A 13,502-nucleotide genomic window follows, 5' to 3' on the forward strand; every position below is an offset into this window, starting at 1 on the left:
GCCACCATGCTGTGGGCGGCCGAGCGCGATCAGGGTTCAGCCGAAGCACTGTCCTTCGCCACGATAGGTCGGGACGGTGCCGCGCTGCGTGCCGTCGACGAGATGGATCTGATCGAAGCGCTCGCACAGTTCGCCCGCCTTGGCGTGCCGGAACCAGACGCGATCGCCGATGCGCAGTCCGGCGGCGGACTGCAGCGGCGTCTGCACCTCGCCGGCGCCCTCGGTGCCGATCAGGCGTAAACCGCTGGGCCACACCGGCTTCGGCACGCGCGAGGCGCCCGCGGGGCCGGAGGCGATGTAGCCGCCGGCGAAGACCGTCGCGATCGACGGCGTCGGCTTGCGCAGCACCGGCGTCGCGAAATACAGGGCGGGGCGCGGGGTGAAGGCCCGATAGTTGTCGAACAGGGTCGGCACGTAGAGCCCGGACCCGGCGGTCACCTCGGTGACGCCGGGATCGGCGACGCTGACCTCGATCGAGCCGGTGCCGCCGCTGTTCACGATCTCCAGCTTGCCGACCACCGAGCGCACCGCGTCCAGCACCCGCTCGCGGCGTTTGGTGATTTCCGCCGCCGAGGCTCGTTTCACCAGGCGCACAGCCACATTGGCGTCCGGCAGACCGGCGATCTGGGCTTCGTAGGTCATCACGCCGACCACCCGGAAGCCGCGCTCGAGCGCCTGCCGGGCCAGGGCCGCGGCTTGTTCCGGCGTGCGCACGGGCGACCGGCGCACACCCAGGTGGATCGGGCCGATGCGCAGCGACGCGTCCACGTCCAGGCAGACCCGCGGGTGCACGGCGGCGCTGCCGACGGCCGCGCGGATCAGCTCGAGTTGCTCGGCGTCGTCGACCATGAGGGTGATCGACTCCAGCAGGACCGGGTCGGCGGCCAGTTCGGCCAGCGCGGCGCGATCGACGGTCGGGTAGCCGAGCAGGATGTCGCGGGCGCCCAGGCGGGCCAGCCACAGCGCCTCGCGCAGCGAGTAGCCCATGATCCCGGCGAAGCCGCCGTGGGCGGTCAGGCCGGCGCCGAGGACTTCCTCGAGGATCGCGCGGCAGCGCACGGATTTGCTGGCCACCCGGATCGGCACGCCCTGGGCCCGGCGCACCAGATCGGCGGCGTTGGCGCGCAGCACGGACAGATCCAGCGCGGCCAGCGGCGGGTCGAGCTCGGCGGTGGCGGCGTGCAGGCCGGGAATGGGCGAAGTCACACCATCCATGCAACCACCAAACTGGTCAACCGTCCAGTCCCGCGCGCGCGGGATCGAACGGTTGATTCCCGAATGAGATCTCAGACTTCGACCGCGCGGGTGGTGAGGCCGCTGACCAGGTCGTCGAGCACTACGAGGGTGGTTTCGTCGTTGCAGTCGGCCAGCCAGCGCAGGACGGTGCCGTGCAGCACCGAGACGGCGTAGCAGGCGATGGACTCGACCGGCTCCAGCCACTGCGTGCCGGAGCGCTCGGCGCACAGTTCCAGGAACACCGCGACCTCGCTGTCCATCTGCTGGAAGCGCGCCGAGGTGGTCGGGTCCGGGACGCAGTCGGTGTGCACTTCCCAGCGCTCGCGCAGAGTCTGCACCGTGGCCTCATACGCGCGAACCTGCTTGGCCGGCGCGGCCTTGACCAGTGGCCAGTAGGCGCTCACCCCCGCGTGCAGCAGCACCCGCAAGGCGCGAACGCCCGCGAAATCGAGCGAAGCGGCCGCCTTCTCGACGGCCTCGCAGATGGTCGGGCGAACCCGGCTCTCCACTGTTTCTCCTCGTGCGCTCAACGACGGCTCCCTCGGCGAAAGATCTCGCGCACCCTCGTCGGCGCGACTCGCTGCACTTGGCGAGCTATCCGCCCCGGATCTTCGCGATGTGATCCCTGGACTGCCCGGTCCAACATCCATCAATGGTAAAGGCTTTTCCGGTTTCAAGAATGGGTTCGATGGGTAATTACGTACCGAAAGAATGTTTTGTTACCTAAATGGGACGATGTTGCGACCGGTTGGTATCTATTTAGGTCGCTGTATAACGCCCATATCCAGGGCGCTTAACGCACCATTCGACACTTTAGTTCTGCGGCCGGGCCACCTCCCTTCGTGTGACCGAAGCCACATCGCTGTGCCGCCACAGCCGCCCCGGGCCGTTAGCCTGAGTCGGTGACATCCCCGCCCGCTGATCAGTTCCTCATCCCCGGCACCTTCAACTTCCGCGACGTCGCCGGCCTGCGCACCGTGGACGGCGCCAAGGTCCGCCCCGGCGTCCTGCTGCGCTCGGCCCAACTCAGCCGCCTGGACGCCGACGGCCTGGCCGGCCTGCGCCAGCTCGGCGTCAGCGACGTGCACGACCTGCGCGGCCTGCGCGAAATCGAGCACATGGGCCACGACAACCTGCCCGAGGGGGTGCGCCTGAACGTCACCCCGTTCGACTCCCGGATGGGTGAGGCGCCGCCGCACGACGCCCAGACCACCTCGGCCTTCGACCACATGGTCGAGGTCTACCGGGAATTCCCCGCCCTGCCCGAGGCCGGCGCCGCCATCCTCGCGCTGGCCGAATCCATCCTGCGCGACGAGGGCGCCGCCCTGGTGCACTGCGCGGCGGGCAAGGACCGCACCGGCTGGGCGGTCGCGGCGCTGCTGCGCGCGGTACAGGTGACCGAGGCCGACGTGCTGGGCGACTACCTGCTCAGCAACGGCGCCGTACCCATGCTGCGCGCCATGCTCGCACCGAAATTGGCCGCGGGCGAAGAACTCTCCGACGACCTGCTCGGCGTGCGGGAGGAATACCTGGCCGCCGCGCTGGACTCGGTCGAGACCCGCTTCGGCGGCTTCGACAACTACCTGACCCAGATCGGCATCACGCCCGCGCTGCGGGCCCGGCTGCGGCGGCGCATGCTCGAATGAGCTAATCCCGGCGCACCAGGCCGTCCGGATCGATGGTGACCTGATCCCCGGTGTGGAACCAGGTCCCGGTGAACCGGGCGGCCGTCGCGTTCGGATCCCGCCAATAGCGCCGGGTGACATTCGGTCCGCGGCACAGTAATTCGCCCTGCCCGCTGCCGGCCCGCGGCCCGAACAACGCCAATTCCGTGCCGCCGAAGGGAAATCCGAGCACGGTGCGGGCATCGGCCACCTCGGCGTCGACGGCCAATCCGATCCCGCTGGTCTCGGTGGCGCCCCACACCGACCACTGCCGGGCGGCGGGGAACGCCTCGCGCAACGCGTCCGCCAGATCGGCGGGCGTCGCGGCGGACCGTTCGGCGCGATGACCGGCGTTGCAGACCCGCGACACCCCGTCGGTGCGATGATCGGCCGCACCGCGGGTCAGCTCCGGCAGCAGGCGCGCGAAGATCCGCGGCGTCGCCGAGACCATGTCGATCCGTTCGGCCGCAACGGTTTCGGCGAGCCGGGCCGGATCCGGGACCAGCACCACGGTGCCGCCCACGGCGAAGGTCGGCAGCAGCTGATCGACGCAGCCGCTGGCGTGCGCCAGCGGCAGCAGCACCAGATTGCGCAGGCCGTCGGTCGGCAGATCCAGCGCGCCCACCACCGAGCGGATGGCCGAGAGCAGGTTCTCGTTGGTCAGCTCGACGCCCTTGGGATGCGCGGTGCCGCTGGTGTAGCAGAGCAGCGCCAGATCACTCAGCGCCGCACCGTCATCGATGAACGCGGCCCCGTCCGGCAGGTCGCCGCCGAGCACGAAATCCGCGCAGCTGTCCTCGATCACACGCTGGGCGGCGGCCGGGGACAGTCCGTCGGGCACCAGCACCGGGACCGCGCCACTGAGCAGCGCGCCGAGGAACGCCTGCACCCAGCGCGCGCTTGCGGGCAGCTGGATGGCGACCCGATCGCCGTAGCCGATGCCGTGCTCCTGCAGGCCGCCCGCCACCCGGGAGGCCGAGTGCCACAGCTCCCGGTAGGTCAGCCGGGGTCCGCCGATCTCGACCACCGCCTCCCGGCCGGAGAAGGCGTGCACCTGCAGATCCAGCAGCTCGGTGAGGGCGGGGGTGAGATTGCCGTAGCGCAGCACCCCGTCGGCCCCGCGCGCCAGCGGGTTGACACTCGCAGCAGGCGGTTTGAGTGGGTATTCGATCAACAACTGCTGCGACATGTCGTCCTCCGCGGTGCCTCGGTTCAGCAGGCACTGCGACTATATGACTTCGATCACACGCGCGGGGGCCTTTGGGCTCAGCTGCCGGTGTATGTCGCCTTGCCGGGACCGACCTCCAGGAAGCTGCGAACCGCTCCGCGCAGGTCAGCGGTGTCGAACAGCGCGCCCGAGACCTCGGGGGTCACCGAATCCGCGTGCGCCACACCGCCGGAACGCCAGGCCTCGATGATCCGCTTGGTCGCCGCGTGCGCCTTGGTCGGGCCCTGGGCCAGCCGGTGCGCGAGCTGCCTGGCCGCGGTGTCGACCTCCTCGTGCACCGCGTTGACCACGCCCCAGTCGGCCATCGTGGCGGCGTCGTAGAGATCGCCGGTCATGACGAATTCGCGGGCCCGGCCCGACCCGGCCCGCTCGGCCAGGCGCTGCGGGCCGCCCATCGACGGCGTCAGTCCGACCACCGTCTCCACCAGGCCGAACTTCGCCTTCGGCGCGGCCAGGATGATGTCGCAGGCCAGCGCCATCTCGAACGCGGCGGTCAGGGTGAGGCCGTGCGCGGCGAACACCACCGGGCAGGGCAGTGCCTCCAGCGGATGAATGATCTGGGCGAACAGGGTGCGCCACAGCTCGGCGCCCTGCTCGACGCTCAGGCCGTCGAAGACGTGCACGTCCACGCCACCGGAGACCAGCTTGCCGTCGGCGCGCACCAGCAGCGCGCGCGGCGGGCGCGCCGTGAGCTCGGCCAGGTCGGCGATCAGCGCGTCCAGCATCGCCTGGTCGAACAGGTTCAGCGGCAGATTGGCCAGCGTGAGCACGGCGATCTCGGCACCGTTGTCGGTGGTTTCGCGCTCCAGCCGGGTGGCTTTCGAATCACTCATTCGGCCAGACTAGAGCCTGCGTCTGCCAGACTGGCCGGGTGACCGAGACAGCGCCCGGAAACGGTTCCTACGTAGAGCCCGGCGAGTTCAAACGGGATACCAACTACATCACCACCCGCATCACCGCGGACGGCCGCGACGGCTACCCGGTGCAGCCCGGCCGCTACCGCCTGGTGGCCGCGCGGGCCTGCCCGTGGGCCAACCGCACGCTCATCGTGCGCCGCCTGCTCGGCCTGGAAGACGTGCTCTCCCTCGGCCTCTGCGGGCCCACCCACGACAAGCTGAGCTGGACCTTCGATCTGGACCCGGGCGGGGTGGACCCGGTGCTGGGCATCCCCCGCCTGCGCGACGCCTACCTGGCCCGGTTCCCGGACTATCCGCGCGGCATCACGGTGCCCGCGGTGGTGGACGTGCCGACCGGGCAGGTCGTCACCAACGACTACGCGCAGATGACCCTGGATTTCTCCACCGAATGGGCCGAGTACCACCGCGCGGGCGCGCCGCGGCTGTATCCGGAGGATCTGCGCGCCGAGATCGACGAGGTCAACCTGGCGGTGTTCAAGGACGTCAACAACGGCGTCTACCGCTGCGGCTTCGCCGGCAGCCAGGACGCCTACGAGGCGGCCTACGACCGACTCTTCGCGCGCCTGGACTGGCTCTCGGATCGGCTTGCCCGCCAGCGCTTCCTGGTCGGCGACACGATCACCGAGGCCGACGTGCGCCTGTTCACCACGCTGGTCCGCTTCGATCCGGTCTACCACGGCCATTTCAAGACCAACCGGAGCAAACTCACCGAGATGCCGGTGCTGTGGGCCTACGCCCGCGACCTGTTCCAGACGCCGGGCTTCGGCGACACCATCGATTTCGGGCAGATCAAGGAGCACTACTACGTGGTGCACACCGACATCAATCCGACCCGGGTCGTGCCGAAAGGCCCTGACCTGTCGAACTGGTGGACTCCGCACGGCCGGGAAGCGCTGGGCGGCACGCCGTTCGGCGTCGGCGCTCCGCCACCGCCGCCGGTCGCGGCCGAGCGCGTGCCGGAGATCACCCGGCGATAAGCCGCGCCCGGACGGGTATATCCACCCGGCACGGGGAACCGCCACCGAGGTGCGGTTCGTTGCCGTGTTGGGCCGGCGCGGCGCCGGTGCCATAGAGTTCTGCCAGCGGATAGCTCGCCTGGCCGATGACTAAGGGGTGTTGCCATGAAGCATGGCGCGTTCGAGAAGACCGTGGTGTCCCTACTCGAAAACGGGTCCAAGCTGCAGGCGCCCGCGGTAGCCAAATACGTCGACCGGATCCGCCGCGCCCATCCCGACGAGACGCCGGCCCAGGTCATCGCGCGCCTGGAGCGCCAGTACCTGCTGGCGGTCACCGGCAGCGGCACGGCGGCCGGCGCGACCGCGGCCGTGCCCGGTGTCGGCACCGTCGCCTCGTTCGCGACCATCACCGCGGAGACGGCGTTCTTCCTGGAGGCCTCGGCGCTGTACGCGCTGGCCATCGCCGCGGTGCACGGCGTCGCGCCGCAGGCCAAGGAGCAGCGCCGCGCGCTGGTGCTGGCGGTCGTGCTCGGCGGCGAGGGCATGGACATCGTCGAGCGCACGGTCGGGCACTCGGCCAAGAACTGGGGCACGCTGCTGGCCAACAAGATCCCGGGCCTGTCCGCCATGAACGACTCGCTGATGAAGCGGTTCATCATCCGCTTCCTGACCAAGCGCATGGCGCTGATGGCGGGCAAGATCCTGCCCATGGGCATCGGCGCGGCCATCGGCGGTATCGGCAACCGGACGCTGGGCAAGACCACGATCAAGAACGCGCACCAGGCGTTCGGCGCGGCCCCGGCCACCTGGCCGCCGGACCGGCACCTGATCGTCGAGGCCGACCCGCTCACGGCGCTGGACGCGAGCAAGACCACCGCCAAGCCGGAATGACATCGGCCGCACCCGCTTTCGCCGTCCGCGGCCTGAGCAAGAATTTCCACCCGGGCACCGTCGGCGAGCGGGCCGCGGTCGAGAACGTCAGCTTCACCGTCGCCGCCGGGACCACCGCGGCGCTGGTCGGCCCGCCGGGTGCGGGCAAGTCCACGATCCTGCGGATCCTGCTCGGCCTGCTGTCGCCGACCGCCGGCACCGCCTCGGTCGGCCGTCCCGGCCTGGCCGCCGGCCTCGGCGGCGGGTCGCCGGTCGGCGGCGTGCTGGTGCCGCGCGGGTTGCACCCGGGCCGCTCGGCCGCGGATCACCTGCGGGTGTACGCGGCCGCCGCCGGCGTCTCCGACGACCGCGCCGCCGAGGTGCTGGACCAGGTCGGCCTCGGCGATTTCGCCCGCACCAAGGCCGGCCTGCTCGCCGCCGGGCAGCAGACCCGGCTGGCGCTGGCGACGGCCCTGCTCGCCGATCCGCCGCTGCTGATCCTCGACGACCCGCTGGAGGGCCTGGATCCGGCCGAGCGCGGCTGGCTGCAGGATTTCCTGAAGCGGCACGCCAAACGCGGCGGCACCGCGCTGCTGTCCAGCCGCAGTCTCGCGGCCGTGGTCTCGATGGCCGACACGGTCACCGTGCTGCACGAGGGCGCGCTCGTCTATCAGGGCACGCCCGCGAAGCTGCGGCGCAGTCACCCGGATCGCTTGGTGGTGGCGGCCTCGACCCCGGTCGCGCTGGCCACCGCGCTGGCCGCACGCGGGCTGGTCGACGCGGTGATGCGCCCCGACGGCAAACTCGCGGTGGCCGACGCCACCGAGGCGCAGATCCGCGAGGCGGCGCAGACGGCCAAGGTTCGCATCGACGGCATCACCGCCGATCTGATCCATCCGGATCGGGTGCTCGCCTCCCTGACCACCAGGCCGGCCCGGCCCCCGTCGTCGACCATGTACGTGCCTCCGCCCAGCCGTGTGCCGGCGCCGCCGCCCGGCGGCCTGCCGGCGCCGCATCAGCCGCCCGGGATTCCGCGATGATCACCGTTCTGCCCCCCGAACTCGTCCCGCCGCTCAACTCCGAGGTGCGCAAGGTCGCCACGTTGCGGCCGAACCTGGTGCTGGCGGTGCTGCTGCCCGCCGTGGCGCTGGTCGCGAGCGCGGTCACCGCGCTCATGGCCGGGCCCGCGAATCCGAAGGCGAATCCGGTCACCGGCGGCGCGTCGGTGGGGCTGTACCTGGGGATCGCGGCGGCGATTCTCGGCGCGGCGGTGTTCGGGGCCTACGCGACCGGCGCGGAGTACCGCTATCGCACGATGCCGGTGACGGCGCTGTTCACGCTGGATCGCGACCGCCTGCTGGCCGCGAAGGTGCTGGTCGTCGGGGCCTGCGCGCTGGCGGCCGCGGCGGTGGTGGAGCTGGTCGCCCTGGCCGCGCTGTTCGGCCTGGGCCGCGGCAAGACCGAGTTCGGGCTGCAATTGCTCACTGTGCTGGGCGGGGGCCTACTGGCCACGGTGTGCTGGGCGCTGATCGGCGCCGGGCTGGCGGTGATCCTACGGCAGTCGACGGCGGCCATCGTGATCGTGCTGGCCTGGCTGCTGCTGGCCGAGCCGCTGGTCTGGCTGGTCACCGGCGCGCTCGGCATGGCGGGCTTCGTCAGCCTGCTGCCGGGTTCGGCCACGATCGGTTCGGTCATGGCGGGATCGTTCCCGGACAGCGATTTCCTGGCCCCCACCCCCGCCGCGATGATCGTGCTGCTGCTCTGGACCGGCGCCGTGCTCGGCGCGGGCTGGTGGCTGGCGCGCACCCGCGAGTTCTGACTCCGCGCCTCACCGCGGCGCCCGCGCCCGCGCCAGCTTTATCAAGATGTGGCAAATATCCCGCATCCCGCCGCAGGTCGTGAAGGTAACCGGCGAGTAAAGGTGGCGCTGGGCGGCAGTCCGATAACGGAGAGGCATAAAGTCGGTATCAGACGAGTTCGACCGTCGAGTTTGGGTCTGTCCGGTGGTGGGTAGCATCGCCGATTTGCCGCTGGGCATATCCTCGAATAGGGCACATCGGAGCACACCAGCCGATCCCCGTGCCGGGCACGTCACAAACGTCGCAGCGCGAAGAACGAAATGAGGCGAACACCTGCTGTGAGCAGCTCAACTTCCCAGTTCGGCCAGAACCAGTGGCTAGTCGACGAGATGTATCAGAAGTACAAACAGGATCCATCTTCGGTCGACGAGAGTTGGCACGAGTTCCTCGCCGACTACACGCCCGAAGCGACCGCCGACGGCCAGCCCGCCGCGCAGGAGGCCACCCCGGCTCCGGCGCCGAAGCAGGCTCCCGCTGCCGCGCCGACCAAGCCCCAGGCGGCCCAGCCCGCCGCTGCCGCCCCGAAGCCCGCCCAGTCGAAGCCCGCCGAGCCGAAGCCGGCCGCGCAGCCCAAGGCCGCCGCGGCTCCGGCCGCGCGCCAACCGCAGACCACCCCGGCCCCGGCCTCCAACGCCGCCCCCACCTCGGGCGCGCCGGTGGCCGAAGCCAAGGACGAGGCCAAGGTGCTGCGCGGCGCCGCCGCCGCCGTCGCCAAGAACATGAACGCCTCGCTGAGCATCCCCACCGCCACCAGCGTGCGTGCCATCCCGGCCAAGCTGATGATCGACAATCGCCTCGTCATCAACAACCATCTGGCCCGGACCCGCGGCGGCAAGATCTCGTTCACCCACCTGCTCGGCTACGCCATCGTGCAGGCGGTCAAGAAGTTCCCGAACATGAACCGGCACTTCGCCGAGATCGACGGCAAACCCAACGCCGTCACCCCCGCGCACACCAACCTCGGCCTGGCCATCGACCTCGCGGGCAAGGACGGCAGCCGTTCGCTCGTCGTCGCGGCCATCAAGAACACCGAGGACATGACCTTCGGTCAGTTCCACGGCGCCTACGAGGACGTCGTGCGCCGCGCTCGCGAGGGCAAGCTCACCGCCGACGATTTCAGCGGCGTCACCATCTCGCTCACCAACCCCGGCACCATCGGCACCGTGCACTCGGTGCCCCGCCTCATGCCGGGCCAGGGCGCCATCGTCGGCGCGGGCGCGATGGAGTACCCGGCCGAGTTCCAGGGCATGAGCGACGAGCGCATCGCCGACATCGGCGTGGGCAAGCTGATGACGCTGACCTCCACCTACGACCACCGCATCATCCAGGGCGCGGAGTCCGGTGATTTCCTGCGCACCATCCACACCCTGCTGATCTCCGACGATTTCTACGACGAGATCTTCCACGGCCTGGGCGTGCCCTACGAGCCGGTGCGCTGGCGCAAGGACATCCGCGAGCGCGGCGTCGACAAGAGCTCGCGGGTCATGGAGCTGATCCAGTCCTACCGCGACCGCGGTCACCTGATGGCCGACACCGATCCGCTGCGCCTGGTCAAGGACAAGTTCCGCAGCCACCCGGACCTCGATGTCACCCAGCACGGCCTGACCCTGTGGGATCTGGACCGCGAGTTCAACGTCGCGGGCTTCCACGGCCAGGAGCGCATGAAGCTGCGCGACGTGCTGTCCATCCTGCGCGATGCCTACTGCCGCCACATCGGCGTCGAGTACACCCACATCCTCGATCCCGAGCAGCGTCAGTGGATCCAGGAGCGGGTCGAGCAGAAGCACGTCAAAGCGACTGTCGCCCAGCAGAAGTACATCCTGAACCGGCTGAACGCGGCGGAGGCCTTCGAGACCTTCCTGCAGACCAAGTACGTCGGCCAGAAGCGCTTCTCGCTGGAGGGCGCGGAGACCGTCATCCCGATGATGGACGCCGTGATCGACCAGTGCGCCGAGTACAGCCTCGACGAGGTCATCATCGGCATGCCGCACCGCGGCCGGTTGAACGTGCTGGCCAACATCGTCGGCAAGCCCTACTCGCGGATCTTCACCGAGTTCGAGGGCAACATGAACCCGGCGGCCACGCACGGCTCCGGCGACGTGAAGTACCACCTCGGCGCGCGGGGCACCTACCTGCAGATGTTCGGCGACAACGAGATCGAGGTCTCGCTGACGGCCAACCCGTCGCACCTGGAGGCGGTCGACCCGGTGCTCGAGGGTCTGGCCCGCGCCAAGCAGGACCTGCTGGACAAGGGCGACGGCCCGGAGGGCTTCTCCGTCGTGCCGCTGATGCTGCACGGTGACGCCGCGTTCGCGGGTCAGGGTGTGGTCGCGGAGACGCTGAACCTGTCCGAGCTGCGTGGTTACCGGGTCGGCGGCACCATCCACATCGTGGTGAACAACCAGATCGGCTTCACCACCGCGCCGGAGAACAGCCGCTCCACCGAATACTCCACCGACATCGCGAAGTTCATCGGTTCGCCGATCTTCCATGTCAACGGTGACGATCCGGAAGCCTGCGACTGGGTGGCCCGCCTCGCGGTCGACTTCCGGCAGAAGTTCCGCAAGGACGTCGTCATCGACATGATCTGCTACCGCCGTCGCGGCCACAACGAGGGCGACGACCCGTCGATGACCCAGCCGTACATGTACGACGTCATCGACACCAAGCGCTCGGTCCGCAAGGCCTACACCGAATCGCTGATCGGCCGTGGCGACATCTCCATGAAGGAGGCCGAGGACGCGCTGCGCGACTACCAGGGCCAGCTGGAGCGCGTGTTCAACGAGGTCCGCGAACTGGAGAAGTACCCGCCGGAGCCCTCGGAGTCGGTCGAGGACGAGCAGCAGGTGCCGACCACCGTGCAGACGGCGGTCGACAAGTCGGTGCTGCAGCGCATCGGCGACGCCTTCCTCAACGTCCCCGACGGCTTCAACGTGCATCCGCGCGTCAAGCCGGTGCTCGACAAGCGCCGCGAGATGGCCTATGAGGGCAAGGTCGACTGGGCCTTCGCCGAGCTGATGGCCTTCGGCACGCTGATCGACGAGGGCACCGCGGTCCGCCTGACGGGTCAGGATTCCCGTCGCGGCACCTTCACCCAGCGGCACGCGGTCATCATCGACCGCAAGACCGGCGCCGAGTACACCCCCCTGCACAACATCGGCAGCGAGAGCCCCGGCTGGTTCGCGGTGCACGATTCGATGCTCTCGGAGTACGCGGCCGTCGGCTTCGAATACGGCTACTCGCTGGGCAACCCGGACGCACTCGTGCTGTGGGAGGCGCAGTTCGGTGACTTCGTCAACGGCGCGCAGACCATCATCGACGAGTTCATCTCCTCCGGTGAGGCCAAGTGGGGCCAGCTCTCCGATGTCGTGCTGCTGCTGCCGCACGGTCACGAGGGCCAGGGCCCGGACCACACCTCCGGCCGCATCGAGCGTTTCCTGCAGCTGTGCGCCGAGGGCTCGATGACGGTCTCCGTGCCGTCCACCCCGGCGAACTACTTCCATCTGCTGCGCCGGCATTCGCTGGACGGCATCCGCCGCCCGCTGATCGTCTTCACCCCGAAGTCGATGCTGCGCAACAAGGCCGTGGTCTCGGATCTGAAGGACTTCACCGAGTCGAAGTTCCACTCGGTGTTCGACGAGCCGACCTACGAGCAGGGCGTGGGCGACCGCAGCAAGGTCAAGCGGGTGCTGATGACCTCCGGCAAGCTCTACTACGAGCTGGCCGCGGAGAAGGCCAAGCAGAAGCGCGAGGACGTCGCCATCGTGCGGATCGAGCAGCTCTACCCGCTGCCGAAGTTCCGGCTCAACGAGGCGCTCGACGGCTACCCGAACGCGACCGACATCGTCTGGGTCCAGGAGGAGCCGGCGAACCAGGGCGCGTGGCCGTTCTTCGGCTTGAACCTGCCGGAGATCCTGCCGGATCGCCTGGGCAAGCTGCGCCGGATCTCGCGCCGCGCCATGTCGGCCCCGTCCTCGGGTTCGTCGAAGGTGCACGCGGTCGAGCAGGCGGAGATCATCGCCGAGGCGTTCGAGCCCACCAGCTAGCCGTTAGCTGAAATCCGGTGCGCCGGGTGCGGATTCGCTCTTGAACTGGGGCGGGATCGCACCCGGCGTTCCTGTTTGCGCAGGTGCGGAAGGCTGTTTCGCGGTGCCGAATCTGGATAGCACCTAGGGTGAAGAGACGGCGTGAGCACGGTTGCGCCGTATTTCAGGAAGAGGTACCTCCAGTGTTCACAGCGGAAGCCGACCAAGGACTCGCATTCGTCACCATGGCCCTGGGGTGGGATCCGGCACGTGGACGATGGCTGGACGGCGGCCGGCCCGATATCGATCTGAACGCGGCGGCCATGATGTTCGCGGGGAACACCATCGCCGACGTGGTCTACCACGAGCAGCTGATGTCCCAGGACGGGTCGGTCCGGCTGCTCGGCGACAACACTACGGGCGAGGGCGAGGGCGATCTCGAGGTGATCACCGTCGACCTGACCCGGCTCACCGAGGAGGTGTCGTCGATCTTCTTCATCGTCACCTCCTACACGGGGCAGCCGTTCGGGCAGATCGACAACGCGTTCTGCCGCCTGGTGGACGGCATCGCCGATCTGGAGTTCGCGCGCTACGAGCTCGACGGCGGGCACGGGGCGACGGGTTTCGTGCTCGGCAAACTGATCCGCACCATCCAGGGCTGGGTGTATCAGGAGATCAATGTGAACCTGAACGCCAAGCATCCGGTGGAGGCCGTGCCACAGCTCACCCAATTCCTGGTCTGAGCAC

General features: G+C 69.4%; 11 protein-coding genes. 7 read left to right on the forward strand and 4 right to left on the reverse strand.

The window, feature by feature from the left end:
- Positions 1-36: 36 nt before the first annotated feature.
- Both AB0I43_RS35515 and AB0I43_RS35520 read right to left on the reverse strand, forming a co-directional pair.
- A complete protein-coding gene (locus AB0I43_RS35515; RefSeq protein ID WP_356976061.1) occupies positions 37-1,215 on the reverse strand; it encodes an amino acid deaminase/aldolase in 1,179 nt (392 codons plus the stop codon).
- Between the two features lie 71 nt (positions 1,216-1,286).
- Complete coding sequence (locus AB0I43_RS35520; protein WP_356976063.1) at positions 1,287-1,745, reverse strand: TetR family transcriptional regulator; 459 nt, start codon at positions 1,743-1,745, stop codon at positions 1,287-1,289.
- Positions 1,746-2,138: 393 nt separating this feature from the next.
- Between AB0I43_RS35520 and AB0I43_RS35525 the strand changes: the two genes are divergently transcribed.
- Positions 2,139-2,882 (forward strand): tyrosine-protein phosphatase, encoded by a 744-nt coding sequence (locus AB0I43_RS35525; protein ID WP_356976065.1) that lies wholly within the window; start codon positions 2,139-2,141, stop codon positions 2,880-2,882.
- 1 nt (position 2,883) lies between these two features.
- Here AB0I43_RS35525 and AB0I43_RS35530 read toward each other — a convergent pair whose 3' ends face one another.
- The gene (locus tag AB0I43_RS35530) at positions 2,884-4,089 is read right to left on the reverse strand and encodes a long-chain fatty acid--CoA ligase (protein WP_356976067.1); all 1,206 of its coding nucleotides are present in this window, start codon (positions 4,087-4,089) and stop codon (positions 2,884-2,886) included.
- A 77-nt stretch (positions 4,090-4,166) separates the two neighbouring features.
- Positions 4,167-4,961 carry an enoyl-CoA hydratase/isomerase family protein gene (locus AB0I43_RS35535; protein ID WP_356976068.1) on the reverse strand — a complete coding sequence of 265 codons (795 nt, stop codon included), beginning with the start codon at positions 4,959-4,961 and terminating at the stop codon, positions 4,167-4,169.
- 38 nt (positions 4,962-4,999) lie between these two features.
- Here AB0I43_RS35535 and AB0I43_RS35540 point away from each other — a divergent pair, with 38 nt between their 5' ends.
- From AB0I43_RS35540 to AB0I43_RS35565, 6 genes are all read left to right on the forward strand, one after another.
- Positions 5,000-6,022 carry a glutathione S-transferase C-terminal domain-containing protein gene (locus AB0I43_RS35540; RefSeq protein WP_357433436.1) on the forward strand — a complete coding sequence of 341 codons (1,023 nt, stop codon included), beginning with the start codon at positions 5,000-5,002 and terminating at the stop codon, positions 6,020-6,022.
- 144 nt (positions 6,023-6,166) lie between these two features.
- A complete protein-coding gene (locus AB0I43_RS35545; protein WP_356976072.1) occupies positions 6,167-6,892 on the forward strand; it encodes a hypothetical protein in 726 nt (241 codons plus the stop codon).
- Positions 6,889-7,911, forward strand: a complete 1,023-nt coding sequence (locus AB0I43_RS35550; protein ID WP_356976073.1) for an ATP-binding cassette domain-containing protein — start codon at positions 6,889-6,891, stop codon at positions 7,909-7,911. Before AB0I43_RS35545 ends, AB0I43_RS35550 begins: the two co-directional genes overlap by 4 nt.
- Entirely contained in the window at positions 7,908-8,690 is a 783-nt protein-coding gene (locus AB0I43_RS35555; RefSeq protein WP_356976075.1) for an ABC transporter permease, read from the forward strand. Before AB0I43_RS35550 ends, AB0I43_RS35555 begins: the two co-directional genes overlap by 4 nt.
- 300 nt (positions 8,691-8,990) lie before the next feature.
- On the forward strand, positions 8,991-12,776 hold the full coding sequence (locus AB0I43_RS35560; RefSeq protein ID WP_356976077.1) for a multifunctional oxoglutarate decarboxylase/oxoglutarate dehydrogenase thiamine pyrophosphate-binding subunit/dihydrolipoyllysine-residue succinyltransferase subunit: 3,786 nt from the start codon (positions 8,991-8,993) through the stop codon (positions 12,774-12,776).
- 182 nt (positions 12,777-12,958) lie between these two features.
- A complete protein-coding gene (locus AB0I43_RS35565) occupies positions 12,959-13,498 on the forward strand; it encodes a TerD family protein (RefSeq protein ID WP_356976078.1) in 540 nt (179 codons plus the stop codon).
- Positions 13,499-13,502 lie beyond the last annotated feature (4 nt).

The organism is Nocardia sp. NPDC050435 (assembly GCF_040655395.1).
Taxonomy (GTDB): domain Bacteria; phylum Actinomycetota; class Actinomycetes; order Mycobacteriales; family Mycobacteriaceae; genus Nocardia.